Consider the following 18,131-nt stretch of genomic DNA (forward strand, 5'->3'; position numbering starts at 1 on the left):
GTCGTTGTCTTTATAGTTCTATTTCAACCCTCGCCGGCGCGTCCGCAGATGGCGCCTGACCGCTTTCGGCGCTGTCCCCGTCGGTCTTGTCACGGGTCAGCGCGGCCAGTTCCCGCACCGACGGACAGTTGAAAAAATCCGCCAGGGACAGGTCCGCGCCGCAACGTTCGCGAATACGGGAAATCGCCTGCGTTGCGATCAGGGAATCGCCGCCAAGGTCAAAAAAATTGTCCTTTACGTTAAGGATCGGTACAGCCAGAAGTTCGCCCAGAATGTCGCACAGCATAAGCTCCGCGTGATCGCCGGGCGCATGGTCACCGCTACTGCCGGGAGGTACTGAATGTGGCCGAGAACTGGCTCCGGCGTCATGGCCGGGAGCGTTTCTCCGGGGATGGTAAAGTCGGTGGAACCGAGACTTCAGCGATAGTGTGGATATCGCAACTTGGTGCTCGTCTTCCATCTGTAGCAAGGCATCCGATAACTGCAATGCCTGCTCAAGCGCCAAAAAACCTTCCTTTGAATCTATAGCATTGGCGGCCAATGTGGATTTGTCAAAAAATTCCTGCGCAATTTTTGCGTTCGCGCCCATGCCCAGGCCGCTGGCGCTGTCGGGACGCCAAGCATCCCAGTTAAGCGTCAACCATTTGGCGCCGCGACTTGCGTCACTGTGGGCGGCGAACTGGGCGACTTCCAGGTCCATGACCAGATTGGCGGCGGCGTAAGCCCCCATCTGATAGCCTCCCAACAGGGCCGCCAGGGAGGACATACAAACCACCCGCCGCACAGGGCGCCGAGCGACCAGCCCGGCCAGCGTGCGCACGCCGTCGACCTTGGCTTGCAGCATGGTCTCCCAGGCTCCCGCCAGTTCAGGGTTGATGGGCTGCTCGTGAGCCTGGGACATATCGGCGGCGGCGTGAATAATCGCGTCGATGGCTCCGTAGCGATCGCACACTTCATCCAGCAATGCGCCCATGGCGTCGGCGTCGCTGACGTCCGCCGCCGTGACGCTGACCGGCGCGCCGGTTTCGTGCAGGGCCAGCAGGGTTGAGATGGCGTGGCGTTGCCGGACGGGCGTTGATGGATCATCCAGATAATGCGGCCACTGCTCCGGGGACGGCAGGGGCGTGCGCGACACTAAGCGGATATGTCGCGCGCCGCGCTGGGCCAGACCTGTGGCGAGGGCGAGCCCGATCTTGCCGAGGCCGCCGGTGATCAGATAAACGCCGCTGGAGACGGGTTCATCGGAGACGGGCCTGGTCGTTCCCGGCTCAGCGCCGCTCCGACAGGGGCGCCATTCACAGCGCCACGCATGACGTCCGCGCAGGGCGACAAGGGGCGGGCCGGCGTTGAAGTCCGCCTCCTGGCTGGGATGGGCCAAAGCCAGTAACGCCGGGAGTTGTCGCGTTAGTGCGGAAACAGCGGAAGCGTTTTCCACATCAGTTTCCACATCAATCAACAGCGTGCGCAGGGCGGGAAACTCCTGCCTTGCGCTTAACAGCGGCCCCAATAGCGCCCCTCGGGCGGGTCGCAAGGATTCCGAGCCCAGCACCGACTGGGTTCCGGTGGTCGCCACGGCGACGTATACCTCGGATCGTAATGCGCCCAACTGTTGCAATAAGGCGCTCAGCAGAGACAGATCCTGAGACGTTGCCTCAAACTCAGCGCTGTTTGCAGCCGGTTTGCTGAGGTTACGGGCGAACAGCACATGGTCTGGCAACAGGTCATTCTCCGCCAGCAACGCGAACAGCGCGGCGGGATCTCCGGCGACGTCAGCGGGCAGGGCGATGGTCTGGCGCTGGTCGGGATGCTCGGCGTGGGGCGTCAGCGCGGTCACGGCGGTGTCGGTGACGGTGACCAGCGTGTGAGATTGATGATCAGACAGCCCCTGGACTAATGCGTCGGTACGGGCGTTTGCGTCGGTCAGCAGCAGCCATTTGCCGCCGCTGGCGTTGACGTTCGGCGTTCCGCTCAAACGGCTCCAGGAACGGGTGTAGAACCAGTCTTCCAGAGCCTGGCGTTCCTCTGATAAGGCGTGGTCGGTGAGCTTGGGAGGATCGATCCAGTAACGGCGACGGTCGAAAGGATAGGTGGGCGTAGGGATGAATCGCCCATCCTGGTTTCCGAACAGCCCTGGGAGGTTGATAGCAAATCCTTTGCTCCACAGACGGCCGACGCAGTCCAGCGCGCTTTTGCGAGAATCCTGCCCTGGCCCGGCGGCGAAGGTGGCGATCGCTTCCAGCCCAGGCTCGGCTCTTTGCGGCAAGGCGCCGGCGAAGCCCGTCAACGCCCGTCCGGGGCCCACTTCCAGTAGCGTATCCACCTGTGTTTCCGCGCACAGGGTCTGTAAGCCCTGATAAAACTGCACCGGGCGGCGCAAGTGCTGACGCCAGTAATCCGCGCTGACAGCCTGCTCTGCGGTCAGTCGGGCGCCGCTCAGGTTGGCGTAAACCGGCAGCCGCGGCGCCTGTAGGGGGATGGCGTCCAGCAGTTCGGCGAAAGCGTCCAGCATGGGCTCCATCATCGCCGTGTGAAACGCATGGGAGGCCTGCAAGCGGTGATAGCCGATCTGCGCATCCTCCAGCGCCGCGGCGAAGTCCTCCATGGGACCGGGCGGACCGGCGAACACATTGGCGTGCGGGCCATTCGCCACCGCCAGGGAGACTCCCGCTCCCGCATAGGCCTCCGCCTGTCGCTGGCCGATGCGCACGGCGATCATGGTTCCGCTGGGCATGCTCTGCATCAGGCGGCCCCTTTCCGCTACTAACCTTACGCCGTCTTCCGGACTGAACACGCCGGCCACGCAGGCGGCCACGTATTCTCCCAGGCTGTGTCCGATCAACGCCTGCGGCGTCAGACCCCAGCTCTGCAAAAGCATGGCCATGGCGTAGTCGACGATAAACAGCGCCGGTTGCGCCAGGGCGGTTTGTTTCAGGTCTTGGTCTCCCTGTTCCGCGTCCGCGCCACGAGGACGGGTCAGCAAAGGCCGCAGCTTTTGCGCTATAAGAGGCGGCGCGGCGTGCAGGCACTGGTCCACTGCCTCACGGTAAACCGGTTCTGACTGGTACAGCTCTGCGCCCATGCCTGCATACTGCGCCCCTTGCCCAGGAAACATGAAGGCCGCCGTCGGCGCGCTGTCCTGCACCCGTCGCCAGCTCAGGTCGTTGGGAAAGCGCAGTTGCGCGATGGCTTCCGCTGGCGTCGCTGCCGCCAAGGTCGCCCGATAGGGCAAGGCTTTTTTGCTCAGAGCCAGGGTATAGGCGAGGTCGCCGAGATGAGTATGGGGTCGCTCGTCCAGATGCTGGGCCAGACGTTCCGCCACCTGATCCGCCGATTGTTCGCCGGCGGCGGACAGCAGCAGCAATTGGCTGGGCGCGGATTTGTCGTCCTGACGTGACGCGCTGCGGGGGGCGCGGGTTGCGAGAGGGGCTTCCTCCAGAATGGCGTGCACGTTGGAGCCGCCCATGCCGAAGGCGCTGACCGCCGCCAGTCGAGGCGCGTCTCCTCTGGGCCAGGATTCAGTTTCGCTGCAGACCCGGAAAGGCGTGCGCAGCCAGTCGATCTGGGGATTGGGCTGCTGGCAGTGCAGACTGGGAGGCAGGGTTTCGTAGTGCAGGCACAGTACCGTCTTGATCAGACCGGCGACGCCGGCGGCGGCGTCCAGGTGCCCGATATTGGTTTTCACGGAACCGATGGCGCAACGACGGCCGCCATTCGGCGTAATGTCGAAAGCCCGCGCCAGCGCTTCAATTTCAATGGGATCGCCCAGATGGGTGCCGGTGCCGTGGGCTTCCACGTACTGGATTGCCTGAGGGTCGATGTTGGCGGTGAGCTGCGCCTCCCGGATGACTTCCGCCTGTCCCTGCACGCTGGGAGCGGTGAAGCCAACTTTGCGGCGTCCGTCGTTATTGGCGGCGGTGGCGCGAATCACCGCCAGCACGCGGTCGCCGTTTTCCCGGGCGTCGTCAAGGCGTTTCAGCGCCACCAGTCCGGCGCCGCTGCCGACAGCGGTTCCGTCCGCCTCGGCGTCAAACGCCCGGCATTGACCCCGCGGCGACAGAATCATACCGCTCTGGCTGCGAAAGCCGCCGTGTTGCGGCAGTTGCACCGAAGCGCCGCCGGCGAGGGCCATATCGCAGTCTCCCGCCAGCAGACTCTGACAGGCCAGATGCACCGCCATCAATGAGGTGGAGCAGGCGGTCTGCACCCCGACGGCGGGACCGGTGAGACCCAATTTATAGGCGATGCGGGTGCTGAGGAAATCCTTGTCGTTGAGCAGCAGGGCTTGATACAGATCCGACACTCTGCGGGCGTCCGTATTCGGCAGCACATGACGATAGAAGTAGTTGGGCATGCCGCAGCCGGCGAAGACGCCAATGGGACCGGGGAATTCATCCGGATTGCAGCAGGCGCGCTCCAGGGCCTCCCAGGCGCACTCCAGCAGCAACCGGTGCTGCGGGTCGAGCAATTGCGACTCTCTGGGATTCATGTCGAACAGGGCGGCGTCGAACCCGCTGACGTCTCCCAGCGCCGCCACACGGCGTACGTAGTCCGGACGCTGGTATTCGCTTTTGGGTACGCCGGCGGCGTCCAGCTCGGCGTCCGTCAGTTCAGCCACGCTTTCCACGCCTGCGATCAGGTTGCGCCAGAATGCCTCCGGCGTGTCCGCGCCGGGGAAGCGACAGGCCATGGCGACAATAGCGATGGCGCTGTCGGCGCCGGCTTCGAGGTTGTCTTCAAAGCTGTTCATTGGAACGCAGACTCCTTTGCGCTTCTCTGGCGTTGCGGCGACCCGCCAGACGGTTATTCTTGCGACGGGGAGACTGCGACAGCCCGTCGTCGTCCGGGGCGGCGCTGAGCAGACGCGCGGTGGCGGCGATAGTGGGATTGGCGAACAGATCCACCATCGCCACCGGCCGTCCGAAGGCGTCGCTCAGTTGGCGTTGCACCTGGGCCAGCAGCAGCGAGTGTCCGCCGATGTCGAAAAAGTTGTCGTCACGGCCCACACGAGAAAGATTGAGGCAGTGACGCCAGATATCCGCGACGCGCCGCTCCACGTCGGATACCGGCGCGCCTCCGTCCATGGCGGCGACGCCTTCCGGCTCAGGCAGCGCGCGGCGGTCCAGCTTGCCGCTGGCGTTCACAGGCAGGCGCGGCAACGTCAGGATATAGGCGGGGACCATATACTCCGGCAGCCGGCTCCGTAAGTGGTTTTGCAGATCCTGGACGGTGGGCGGCGGGTCGGCGTCCTGGCGATACACCACATAAGCCGCCAGTTGCTGGCGTTGCGGGAACAGGGCGACGGCGCATTCCGCGATGGCGTCATGAGCGCTTAATTGACTCTCAATGTCGCCCAGCTCCACCCGGTATCCGCGAATTTTCACCTGGGCGTCCCGGCGCCCCAGATAGTGCAGCTGGCGGTCGTCGAGCCAGCAGCCCAGATCGCCGGTGCGGTATGCGCGGGATTCATTCAATGGAGGTAGATCGACGAATTTCTCCGCCTCCAGTTCCGGACGCTGCAGATAGCCGCGGCTCACGCAGTCGCCGGCGATCACAATCTCGCCGACGGCGCCCGCTGGTGACGGTTGTCCCCAGGGATCGAGCACGTACAGGCGGGCGCCGCGTAGAGGACGACCCAGCGGCGCGGTGGCGGTTTCCGGCAGGGCGTCTCGGGTCAGGACGCAGGCGCTGACATCGACGCAACACTCGGTAGGGCCGTAAACGTTGATCAATGTGGCGCAGTCATTGGCGCGATAGAACGCGTTCACCAGCTCCATCGATAGCGCCTCGCCGCCAACCAGGAGCCAGTCCGGCGTCAACTGGCCGGCCTGATCCGCGCCGGTCAGCATGCTCAGCAGACTGGGGGTGCAGTCTGCGACGCGCACCTGCTCCGCGGCGAGTAAAGCGGAGAGTCGGGCGGGGTCGCGACGGCTGTCGGCGTCCACGATCACCAGCTGATGTCCCAGCAGCAACGCGGCGAAGATCTGCTGCACGGAGGCGTCGAACACGGTGTTGGCGCACAGGGCCACGGCGATAGGCTGATCATAGCGATGATAAACCTGATCCCACAGGGCGTTCGCCAGATTGAGGACGCTGCGGTGCTCCACCAGCGTTCCCTTGGGCGCGCCGGTGGAGCCGGAGGTGTATATCAGATAGGCGAGACTGTCCGGGCCGATGGCGACTTCAGGTTCCTCCGCGGTGGCGGTGACGTCCTCCACGCATACCCATTGTGCGGCCCCCAGTCCCTCCAGCGCCGCCAGAGTCGGCATGATGGCGCGATCCGTGACCAGGGCGGCGACGCAGGCGTCCTGCAGTTGCGCGCTCAGTCGGGCGGGCGGGTGCGTCGGGTCCAGCGGCAGGTAGCCGCAGCCGCTTTTGAGTATGCCCAGCAGGCCGACGATCAGATTCACATTGCGGGACACGCAGAGTCCCACGGCGGCGCCGGCGGGCGTTCCTTGCTCGCGCAGGCAGGCGGCGACGCCATTGGCGCGGCGATTGAGTTCGGCGTAGCTGAGCCGGCGGGCGTTGTCTGCGACGGCGATGCGCTCGGGGTGCGCCTGGACCATATCGAGAAACGCCCTGACCAGATCAGGCGCATTGATCCTGGCGGCATCGGGCGCGTTCTGACTGGCGTTTTGCTCCACCTGACGGCGCTCGTCCTGATCGTACCAGGGCAGGTTGACCAATGGCCGGGCGAGCTGTTCGCCGGCGCTGAGCGCGGACAGAACATGACGATAGCGCCGCACCAGTCTTTCGATGCTGGCGCGACGCCAGCGTCTGGCGTCGTATTTGAGGAAGCCCTGCAGGCCGTTGGCGCTGTCGGCGATTTCCAGGGACAGTTCAAACTGGCCTTCCTGCTGCGGCATGGGATAGGGCGACAGTTGCAGATCGCCCCAGCTCACCCGCAGGTTATCGTCCGCGGCCAGGAACAGATCCAGGGTGGCGTTGTCGGTTTGCGGCTTCTGCATGATGAAGGTGGTCTTCACCAGAGACTGCCCCCTGCCGTTACGCTGCAGGCCCAATCGCTCCACCAGCAACGGCAGGGGATAGTCGCCGTGAGCGAGTGCGTCGAGCAAGGTGTGTTGCTGATTGCGCAGGTAGGCGTCCAGGGACAGCTCGGGGTCGAAGCGGCTGCTTACTGGGGCCAGATTCACAAAGTCTCCCACCAACGCCTGAAATTCGGGACGGCTGCGACCGTGCACCGGCGTCGCCACGATGATGCGCTGCTGTCCGCACAGACGATGCAGCAGCAACTGGTACGCCGCCAGCATCAGACTGAACAGCGTGGTTCCCCGTTGCTTGGCAAGAGCGCGCAGCGCCCCATCCAGTTGCGGAGAGAGCTGGAAGTGGACGGATTCGCCCACCGCCTTCTGCACTGCGCCGCTACGGGATATATCCGCCGGGAGGTTCAGTTCGAAGTCGGCGTCCGCCAGGGCGTCGCGCCAGTAATGCCAGAGTTCTTCGCCGCGTTCCGTATCCAGCATGGCGTTTTGCCAGCGCACGAAATCCACCTGCGAATGAGACAACGCCGGCAGCGCGGCCTGCTCCGGGGCGAGGCCTGCGCGGCGCGCCTCATACAGGGCCTTGAGTTCATCCAGGATCACCCACAGCGACCATCCGTCGCAGACCGCGTGATGGGCGGTCAGCAGCAGCACGCTGTCCTGAGCGGTGACGAACGCGCAGGCGCGCAGCAAGGGCGCGCGGGACAATTCGAACGGCGCTTGATAGGCGCGCCGCACTTCCCGGTACAGCGCGTTGGCGTCAAGGTCATGGGCGTTCACGACTTGTAAAGGGATCGCGATATCGTCCCGAGCCTGCTGGCGTGGCTTGCTGTCCACCTGAATCGCCGTGCGCAACGCCGGATGACGGCGGGCGATCTGGTTCAAAGCGGCCTGCAGGAAAGCGTGATCCTGCTCGCCCGCAAAGCCGTCGCGCAGGCGCGCAGCGAAGGACACATGATAGGCCGGACTGCCTGGGTCCAGTTGATGCAGGAACCATTGCGCCTGCTGGTTGTAGGACAGCTCCCAGGGCGCGCCGCAATCCAGGGGCGCGGGCAGAGCGTCTGTCGTGACGGAGGCGCCGTTTTCCGCGTTCTGGGCGGTGAGTTTCTCCGCGACGCTTGCAGCGAGTTCCCCCAGGCCATTGCTCTTGAGGATATCGACGATGCTGACGCTGGCGCTCAGGTTTTTCTCGATGCGATTGCGCAGCTCCACCGCCATCAGAGAATCCAGCCCGTATTGCGTTAAAGGCGCGGCAGGGTCGATATTGTCTGGATTCAGGCGTAATACAGCGGCGGCCTGGGCGGTTAACCAGCGCAGCAGCGCCGCCTGGCGTTGTTCCAGAGGCTGATCCAGCCAATCCGGGGACGCTGGGTTTTCCTCCGAGGCGCTACTGGCTGGCGCGTTAGTGTGAACTGGCTTGAGTCCTTGTAAGTACAGGCTGCCGTCAGCGTAAGCCGCCAAATTGGGATCTTCCGGAGTGACGCCGATGACGGCCTGGTTCGCCGCCAGCAGCGCAGGCGTCAGCGCCACACAGGCGTCTGGGCTCAGGCCTGCGCCAGGGTCTGGCGTCAGACTCGCAATAGCTGCGTTGTTATCCCTTTGCGCCCGCGCCATCAAACCGATGTCGCGGAACGGACCCCATTGTACGGACACCGCCGGCTCTCCCAGGGCGCGCCGCTGCGCGGCCAGTCCGTCCAGCCAGGCGTTGGCGGCGGCGTAGGCCGCCAACCGCGGCGAGGGCAGTGCGGCGGAGGTGGAGGAGAACAGCAACAGGAAATCCAGGGAACCGACAGGGAAACAGCGACGCAGCGTTTCGCCGCCGCAGACTTTGGCGGCGATTTCCGCTCGCAGCGTCTCCCGGTCCAGCGTCTCGGCGGCCATGGCGTGGGCGACGCCGGCGGCGTGCAATACGCCGCGAATAGCGGGCTGCTGCTGTTGGTACTGGCGCAGCCAATGGACGCAGGCTGCGCTGTCGCTGAGATCTATGGCGGCGATGGTCACGTGCGCGCCCAGCGCTTCGATCTCGCGAAGCGCGGCGACGCGTCGCCCGTCGCGGGAATCCGACGACAATGGCGCCCACTCGGAGCGCGGCGGCAGACCGCTGCGGCCCATCAGCACCAGCCGTCTGGCCCCTTGTTGCGCCAGCCAGCGCGCCCAGCGCAGCCCCAAATCTCCCAGACCGCCGGTGATGAGGTAGCTGGCGTCGGCGCGCAGGGAAAAAGTCTGGCTTGCCGATGCGGTAAGCCTGGTGCGACTGAGTGTTGCGCGATGAATTGCGCCGTGGCGAATGGCGAACTGAGCGTCAGCGCCGTGGTTCTGTCGCAAAATGGCGTCCAGCAGCGGTTGCTGTTCTCCATCCGTCGCCTGTAAATCCAGATCCACCATGCCGCCCCAATAATTGGCCTTCTCCACCGCCAATGCGCGAGCGAAACCCCACAGCGCGGCGGCGTAAGGACAAACGGCGGCGTCCGCCTCTTCTGCAGAGCAGGCGCGACGGGTCAGCAACCACAGCCGGGGCGCGTCCTCGTCGTCTTCCTGTGCGGCGGCCAGGGCGTCAAGAATGGCCTCAAGCTGTTCCACCAGGTTGTCCAGCAACTCGTCCGGTTCGGCGGAGTCTTCGGGAGCGTCCGGCGCGATGCAGAGCAGGGCGGAGCCATAGCGGCGCAGGGTTAATTGGGCTGATCTGTTTGAGAAGACTGCGTCAGTTTCTGAATCCTTCTGCAGGCTTTCTCTGAGGGACGCCTCCGGCGCTATTTCAGTCCGCTCCCAAACCTGCTCAAAGGGGAATCCTTGCTCCGCCGTGGGAGGCTGTCCCGCCGCGGCGGCGTCGAGGAAGCTGAAGCGCAAGCCTTCTACCTCTGCGAGCAGTTCGCCGTGGTTGTCGAAAATGGACAGCGATCCGCTCAGCAAGTGGTCGGATTGCGCTGTCTGCGGGGTGAGGCGGGCGCGCACCCAGTAGCTATATTTGCTGAAATTGCGCAAAAATCGCAGACTTTGCACCGAATGTCCGACAAATGCGCCTTTTTCGTCGCCTCCCAGCGCCGCCAGGGTCTGTGCGCAGGCGTCCAACACTCCGGGGTGAGTGCGGTAAGCGTCAAGCTGCGCGGCGGTCTCTTCAGGGGCCTGTATCAGCGCCCAGGCTTCCTGTTGCGAGGACCAGATGCGTTGAATGCCCTGAAACTGGCCGGACCAGTCATTGCCCCGTTGACGCCATTGCGCGTAGAACTGCTCCCCGGACAGGCTGTTTTCATATTGCGCCAGAGCGGTTTCGGTGGGGAGCGGGTATTGCTCCGCCTGATCCGCCGCTGCGTCCTGACGACTGACTTCGCAGCTGGCGTGGAGTCGCCAGGGCGCTTCGCTCTCGTTAAGACCGTCACGGCGGGCGAAGATTTTGATCTGCGCGGCGTTAGCGCCTGATTGAATAAATTGCGTCTGCAGTCGCCAGTGGTCCAGTTCGTCGACGACTAAAGGCGCATGAAACTGCATGTTGCGGCAGCGCGCGCCGGCGTCCGGCCAGTGTCGCGCTGCGGCGGACAGGGCCATGTCGATGTAGGCGGCGCCGGGAAACACGACGGCGCCGCTGACTTTGTGTCCCGCCAGATAGGCGTGCGCGCCGGCGTCGAGATGCTGGTCATACAGAGCCCCCGCCGGTTCCGCTAACGCGGTGGACCGTCCCAGTAGCGGATGGCCGTCGGCGACCCGGTCGGCGCTTGCCTGGGGTTCCTGGTAGTTTTGCGGCCAGTAGCGATGACGCTGGAAGGGATAGCTGGGCAGCGCGGCGTCCCGCAGGCGACGGCGTCCCGGCAGCGCGCGCCAGTCCGGCGCGCCGCCATGGCAATACACGCGCCCCAAGGCGTTGAGCACGGAGGCGTGTTCGTCTTCACCGTAGCGAATGCTGTGAATCCAGGCGGCTTTGCTGTCCGGCAGGCAACGTTTGCCCATGCCGCACAGACTGGCGCCGGGGCCGATTTCCACAAACAGGTCCACGTGGCGATCCGCGGCGGTGAGCATGCTCTTGCGGAACTCCACCGCATTCATGGTGTGTCGCAACCAGTAATCGTGTTCGTAATCCTCCGCTTCGATAAAGTCGCCGGTGACGTTGGATATCAAAGGAAATTGCAGCTGTCCCAGGGGCGTGGATTCGGTCACCTTACGCAGATCCGGCAGGATGGGGGCCATCATCGGCGAATGAAAGGCGTGGGAAACCTGTACGGGCTGGAAGCGAATGTCCTGCCGGGACAACAGAGGGCGTATCTGCGCCATGGCTTCGCCGCGGCCGCTGATCACGGTGAGGTCCGGGCCATTGTCCGCCGCCACGGCCAGGGCGGCGCCAGCGTCCTGTAGCAGCACCTCGACTTTATCCCGGGGCGCGAACACCGCGAGCATCTCTCCGGCGGGCAGGGATTGCATCAGTTCGCCGCGCCGCAACACCAGTTTCATGCCCTGTTCCAGACTGAACAGACCCGCGGCGTGGGCGGCGGCGTATTCGCCTACGCTGTGCCCCAACGCCAATTGCGGCTGCACGCCCCAGGACATCCACAGCCGCGCCAGCGCGGCTTCACAGGCGAACAGGGCGGGCTGGGTAAAGCGGGTCTGATGAATGCCGGAATCCGGGTCGGGATTGAACATCAGCGTCAGCAGCGATTGCCCCAATAATGGCGCAGCCACCGCTTCGCAACGGTCCAGGGTTGCCCGCACCACCGGTTCGGTTTCATACAGACGCTGCATCATGCCGGGATACTGCGCGCCCTGACCGGAGAACAGGAACACTACCACCGGACCCTGTCTGGCCACGCCGAGACTCAGATTCGGCGTCTCCTGGCCCTGAAACGTCTTGAGCGTTTCGGCGGCGTCCTGCGCGCTTTGTGCGCTGAGAGTCAGGCGATAGGGCAGCGCCTCCCGGGAGGTGTTCAGGGTATGGCAATAATCCGCCCAGCCTACGCTGTTCGCCAGTTCTGCGTTGGCGTGCAGGGTCGTCAGATGTTGGCTATGACGGCGCGCCAGCGCCTGTAGCGCTTGCGCGTCCGCGGCGGACAGAGTCAGCAGCCGATAAGGCGCGTCGCCCGGTTGCGGAGCGGTGGCCGCTGCAACGTCGGAAGCGGACTCGGCAGGCGCATCCGCCATTCCCTGCAGAACCACGTGGGCGTTGGAGCCGCTGAAACCGAAAGAGCTGACCCCCGCCAGTAATTCGCCATTCCAGGGCTCGCTGCGCTGGGGGAGATGAAATACGCGCTCGTCGATATCGATCAGCGGATTGCGGTGGCGCAGATGCAGGCTGCCGGGAATCACCCGATGCTTGAGCGCCAGGGCGGTCTTGATCAGCCCGGCCACCCCCGCCGCGGCTTCCAGGTGACCGATATTGGTCTTGATGGAGCCGATGCTGCATGGGTGGTTGGCGTCGCGGTTCTCTTCCAGCACGTCCCGCAGGCTGTTCACCTCAATGGGATCGCCCAACGCCGTGCCGGTGCCGTGGGCTTCCACATAGCGGATGCGCCAGGGCTGGACTTCGGCTTTGAACAGGGCGGAGCGGATGACATCCTGCTGCGCCTGTCCATTGGGCGCGGTGAGGCCGTTGCTGTGGCCGTCCTGGTTCACGCTGGAGCCGCGGATCAGCGCGTAGATTTCATCGCCGTCCCGGCGCGCGTCCGCCAGACGTTTCAATACGACGACCCCGCAGCCTTCACCGCGCACGTACCCGTCCGCCTCGGCGTCGAAGGTTTTGCAGCGCCCGGTGGGCGACATCATGCGTCCCTGGGATAGGGAAATAGAGCCCTCGGGAAGCAGAATCAGATTGACGCCCCCCGCCAGCGCCAGACTGGACTCGTTGCGGCGCAGGGATTCGCAAGCCTGATGCACCGCCACCAGGGAGGAAGAGCAGGCGGTGTCGATGGTCATGGCGGGGCCGCGCAAGTCCCACAAATAGGAAATGCGTCCAGACGCCACGCTGGCGGCGGCGCCGGTGCCGGTGTGCATGCGAATGGCGTTGCGGTCTGCGTAGCTGATGCGTTGAAATTCAGTATTGCAGACCCCCATGAAGACGCTGGCGTCGCTCCCGGCCAGAGAGCTGACGGCAATGCCGGCGTCTTCCAGCGCCTCCCAGCAGACTTCCAGCAGCAGACGTTGCTGTGGGTCCATGGTTTCCGCTTCCCGCGGCGCAATGCCGAAAAACTGTGGATCGAACTGATCAATATTGTCCAGAAAACCGCCCCAGCGCGTGTTCATGCGGCCATCGACGCCGGCTTCCTGATGATAGTAGGCCTCGCTGTTCCAGCGCTCCGGAGGCGTCTCGCGAATCGCGTCCACTCCCTCGTCTAATAATCGCCACAGCGCCTGTGGACTGTCTGCGCCAGGGAAACGGCAGCCCATACCGACAATGGCGATGGGATCGTTGCTTTCAAACGGCGTGGCTTCCACGTCCACCAGACGCGCGTTTTTGCGCTTCACTTTGTACGCGCCGCCGTTGTCTTTGGCAGTGGGCGACCCGCTGGCCAACGCGGCGATAAACGTCGCCAGTCGCGCGATATTGGGATGCTGATAGAACAGGGTGGGGGGCGCAGGCTCCCCCGCATAGCGCTCCAGCTCGCCGCTCAGTGCGACCACGTGGCGGGAGGCCAATCCGAAGCTGGCGAAATCCGCGCCAGGATCGATGTCGGCGGCGGGCAGGGCGGTGATCGTCGCCAATTGTTGCGTTAGCCAGTCTGCGATGTCCTGGGCGCTCCGGCTTTCCGCCGCTAGGGGGGGCGTGGTGGTTTGAGAGGGGTTTTGTATTGGAGCCTGCGTCGCAGCCTGTGCTGTTGCATCGTCCCGGGCGCCGGAGCGCCATTGGTGAATGGGCTGCATCGCACCCTCCAGCCAGGCTTTGCGATTAGCCTGGCGCTGGATTTTGCCGCTGGTGGTCTTGTAAGCCTGCAGGGGTTTCAACAGGGCGATGGCGTATACTGGCAGTTCATGTTCCTGAAACACCGCCTGACGGATGGCGCGAACCACCGCGTCGCCGTCCAACTGACGTACGGCGGTGCGTTTCACTTCCTGTACGATGACCAGACGTTCCTCCCCATCGATATCCACCGAGAAGGCCGCGCCGTTATCGGCGGTCAAGTCCGGGTGGCAGGCGAAAACCGTCTTTTCAATGTCCTGGGGGTAGTAGTTGACGCCGTCGATGATCAGCAGATCCTTGCGGCGACCGGTGATGAACAGTTGCGCGCCGTGGATGAATCCCAAGTCTCCCGTGCGCAGATAGGGTCCGGGATACCTGCCCTGCGGGTTGGCGAGATGGGCGTCGAAGGTGTCGGCGGTGGCTTCTGGCCGAGCCCAGTAGCCACTGGCTACGGAAGGGCCGCGCACCCAGATTTCGCCGATCTCGTCAGGCAGACAGGGGGTCTGCGTTTCCGCGTCGACGATGAGGCTTTTGGTGTCCATGTCGACCCGTCCGGAGCCAACCAATGGCGTGGAGCCAGGGGCGTCGGCGGCGACCACTCTTACTTTTCCCTGAGACAGCGCTTCCCGCTCCACATGCAGCACCGTTGGCGGCTCCGAAATGGGCGTGATGGAGACTTTGACAGTGGCTTCCGCCAGACCGTAGCTGGGGGACAGCGCGTCGTAACTGAAGCCGCAATCGCTGAAGGCGGCGGCGAAGCCACGCAGGGTCTCGTAACGCACCGGCTCCGCCGCGTTGCAGGCGGCGCGCCAGCAGGATAAGTCCAAAGTCCGTTTTTGATCAGCGCTGATTTTATCGATGCAGAGCTGGTACGCGAAATTGGGCGCAGCGCTGTGTGTGGCGCGACAATCAGAGATCGCCTGCAGCCAGCGCATCGGATTGCGGATGAAGGTCGCCGGCGCCATCAGGTAACAGATTGAGCCTGCATACAAGGGCGTCAAAATGGCGTAGATCAACCCCAGATCATGAAAATGCGGCAGCCAGCTGACCAGGATGGAGTCGTCGTCATGGCCGAAGCAGCGATGCAGTTCGTCCAGATTCAGAATCAGATTGCGATGACTCACCATGACGCCTTTGGGGGCGGACGTGGAGCCGGAGGTATATTGCAGAAAAGCGAGGTCGTCTCCGTGCAGAAACGCCGGCGCGCTGTCCTTGTCGCTTGCTCTGGCTGAGTCCGTCCCGTTTAACAGAATCGCGTCCACCGTGAGCCAGACCGCTTCCCGCAAACGTTTATCGCCGGCGTCCGCATCCGCGATGGCGGCGACGACTGAATCATTGGCGAGGATGACGCGGGCGTCGGCGTCGTCGAGAATGCTGTCGAGGCGCTCTGCGCTGCGATTCTTTTTGGGAGGATGCATGGGGATCGCAGTGACCCCTGCATACATGCAGCCAAAGAAGGCGGCCAGAAATTCCAGCCCGGGGTGAAACAGCAGCAGGGCCCGGTCTCCGGGCTGGGCGTGGCCCCGCAACAAGGCGGCCACGCGACGCGCCTGGCGATCCAGTTCGGCGTAGGTGAGAGGGAAACGAGCCTCGCGATCTTCCGTCAGGAAGACAAAGGCGTCGGCGTCTCCCCGGGTGATTGCATGAGACTGCAACGCGCAACGAATGTCGGCGAAAAACGGGCGGCGAGTAGCGTCGGTAACGCGGCGAGTAGTGTCTGTAACCATGTTTCGATGTCGTAATTTATTATTTTTAAACGACGCATGGCGCATGCCTCCCTACCGCATAGAGGCCCACGGCCAAAACGCCACGGGACGACTTCAGGCTACTTCCGGTAAAGCCTTCTAATATTTCTTCAATAACGATGGCGTGATTGCCTGGCGCATTAACGCCACCTGAGTGAAAAAATATTGGAAAACACGACCATGAAGCCCGATCAGGGAGTCATGGCGAGGTCTTGACGAGATGCTTGTCCGCCTGGGCGAAGACGACGATCAGGCCGACAATGGGGGAGAATATAAAGGAAATAAAAAAGTTTAAGGTAAAACCGAACTTCTTATTTTTGCCAAGGAACGCCACAAATAAGCATACAAGCAGATATAACAGGACGTGAAGCATAATTATTCTGATCCTTTTCCATGCCTTTCTCTCTCCTCGGCGGAGAGACGATTCAATCCTAGGTAACGGCTATAGCATGTAGGGCTAACTCCAGCTGCTGTCAAATGGTAGACCCAAATTATGACGATATCAATTAAGCAATTAAAAATAATGCCGCGGGCCTGGCGAAGGGCCTGGCGGCTCTTTTGCGTACAGGTTTGGCGGGCGTTATCCGAAAAATCAGAGGGGCGGCTCGAAGGCCTTATATGACAAGGGGTTTGCAGGATTGAAATACAGTAGCGGCGGCGCTGAAACAGGGCGCGAATGCACAAAAAAAGTACTTGCGGGCCTATAGGTATTGAACTAGTCTCAGTACGGACACTTCGGAGGTCCAGGACTTCTTTTTGTATATGTTGTTTGTTTTATTACAGGCGCTTTAAGAGGCGTGAAATAAAATAGTAACGATATATATAACCGCCCGTGAATTTGTACTTGATGTTTTACGGACGTATATACCCTGCGTAAGTCTAATAATCATCAATATGGGAACATCAGTATGGCTGCAACAGCAACTAAAGAAGACACAACAGAAACGGAAGTGAATGTAGAAGAGCGTTTGGCGAACGTGCGCGCGATGACCAGGAAGTACGTGCTGGGGTCCATGGGCGTAGGGTTGGTGCCGATTCCTGTCGTTGATTTCGCAGGCCTGACGGCGCTGCAGTTGAAAATGCTGCATAGCATGTCCAAGATCTATGGGATCAAATTTTCCCAGGACATCGGCAAGTCCCTGATCGCCTCTCTGGTCGGCTCCGCCGCTCCTGTTCCTCTCGGCGTCAGTCTGGCCAGTCTGACCAAGATGATTCCGGTCATCGGCACAGTACTGGGCTCCACTAGCGTGGCGATTATCGCGGGCGCTTCCACCTACGCGCTGGCGCGAGTGTTCATCCAACACTTTGAGTCCGGCGGCAATTTCCTGAACTTTGACCCTGAAGCGGTGCGCGCGTTTTACGCGGAAGAACTGGAAAAGGGCAAAGCCTACGCGGAAAACCTGGGTAAAGACGACAAGTCAGCCAAAACAACAGCCGGCGCCAAGGCGTAAGCCGAACGCTGACCGTTTAGCCGAACAGACGCGTTCATCCTGACCGCATAGTATCCCGGCGCGCAGCAGCGCGTCGCGGACATGCCTGCGCGCGCTCGTCGCGCAGGTTTCCCCTGGTATTCTCTGGAGCAAAGAAAAACAATGGAAAGATCCTCCGGCGTCGCCTCTCTGTCAGTCTTTTTCCCTGTCTTCGCCCTGATGTTTTCGCCTGTCGCCGCCGCTGAAGAGTCCGCCTCTACGTCCACGGCGGCTGCTTCAACCCAGTCCGTTCAGGACAAAACCCAGTCCGCCCAGGACAAAAACCAGTCCGTCCAGGATAAAACCCAGTCGCCATTGCGGAAGATGCTGAACATGCCGGACGCTCTGACCATCGGCGCTTCCGCCAGCATCACCTCCAGTAGAGGACAGACCGATTACGACAGCCGCACCTATGTGCTGGAGGCCAGTTGGACCACGAGCAAGAACATCATCTCGACCTACAACCAGATCCAACGCAGCGAGACCGGTCCGCAAGTATTATCGGATAAGAAAAGCAGCGACAACTTCTGGCAATACAACTTTTCCCAGCTCTATTACCTGCTGGCGGGCTATCGTTATTCCACCGATGAAATACAGCTGGTGGACAGAGAGCACGAAGTGTTTCTGGCGCCGGGATTCTATCCCTACCGCACCCAGACCTGTCGTTTGAGCACGGCGGCGGGGGTGGTCTACCTGTCCCAGGACTACTCGGAAACCGCTATCCTGGCGGGAGAGGACCCGCACGAGGAAAGCTGGCGCTACGGCGCCTACGAGGCCTTTGACTGCGCGTTCATGGGCAAGGCCTTGAGCCTGTCCCAGAGCGTGATTTACTCGCAGAACAAGGATGACGACGATGACTACCGCTATCGCTCCATGATCAGCGCCGCCGTTCCCATGGCATATGGACTTTCCGTCAGCGTCAGCTACAACGTGAGTTACGACAACCAGCCCAAGTTCGGCGTCGATAAGAAACAGGCCGACCTCACCACGGCGTTGTCTTATAAGTTCTGACGGTGGCTGGGCCCGGGTTGCTGGCGGACAG

4 protein-coding genes are annotated in these 18,131 nt (G+C 62.7%); 2 read left to right on the top strand and 2 right to left on the bottom strand.

The annotated features are described in order from the left end of the window. Window positions 1-10 precede the first annotated feature (10 nt). A complete protein-coding gene (locus HCH_RS13370; RefSeq protein WP_011396805.1) occupies window positions 11-4,747 on the bottom strand; it encodes an SDR family NAD(P)-dependent oxidoreductase in 4,737 nt (1,578 codons plus the stop codon). Beyond that, window positions 4,734-15,602 (bottom strand): hybrid non-ribosomal peptide synthetase/type I polyketide synthase, encoded by a 10,869-nt coding sequence (locus HCH_RS13375; protein WP_041598640.1) that lies wholly within the window; start codon window positions 15,600-15,602, stop codon window positions 4,734-4,736. The genes HCH_RS13370 and HCH_RS13375 overlap by 14 nt, the downstream gene beginning before the upstream one ends. A gap of 926 nt (window positions 15,603-16,528) precedes the next feature. On the opposite strand from HCH_RS13375, the gene HCH_RS13380 reads away from it, so the two are divergent. After that, a complete protein-coding gene (locus HCH_RS13380; protein ID WP_011396808.1) occupies window positions 16,529-17,071 on the top strand; it encodes a YcjF family protein in 543 nt (180 codons plus the stop codon). A gap of 141 nt (window positions 17,072-17,212) precedes the next feature. Next, window positions 17,213-18,100, top strand: coding sequence for a DUF481 domain-containing protein (locus HCH_RS13385; RefSeq protein WP_011396809.1), 888 nt, complete (start codon window positions 17,213-17,215; stop codon window positions 18,098-18,100). Window positions 18,101-18,131: the final 31 nt, after the last annotated feature.

Source organism: Hahella chejuensis KCTC 2396 (assembly GCF_000012985.1).
Lineage (GTDB): Bacteria > Pseudomonadota > Gammaproteobacteria > Pseudomonadales > Oleiphilaceae > Hahella > Hahella chejuensis.

Coding starts and splice junctions, on each gene's coding strand:
- HCH_RS13380 (WP_011396808.1), top strand. CDS start 16,529: ATGGCTGCAACAGCAACTAAAGAAGACACAACAGAAACGGAAGTGAAT.
- HCH_RS13375 (WP_041598640.1), bottom strand. CDS start 15,602: ATGGTTACAGACACTACTCGCCGCGTTACCGACGCTACTCGCCGCCCG.
- HCH_RS13370 (WP_011396805.1), bottom strand. CDS start 4,747: ATGAACAGCTTTGAAGACAACCTCGAAGCCGGCGCCGACAGCGCCATC.
- HCH_RS13385 (WP_011396809.1), top strand. CDS start 17,213: ATGGAAAGATCCTCCGGCGTCGCCTCTCTGTCAGTCTTTTTCCCTGTC.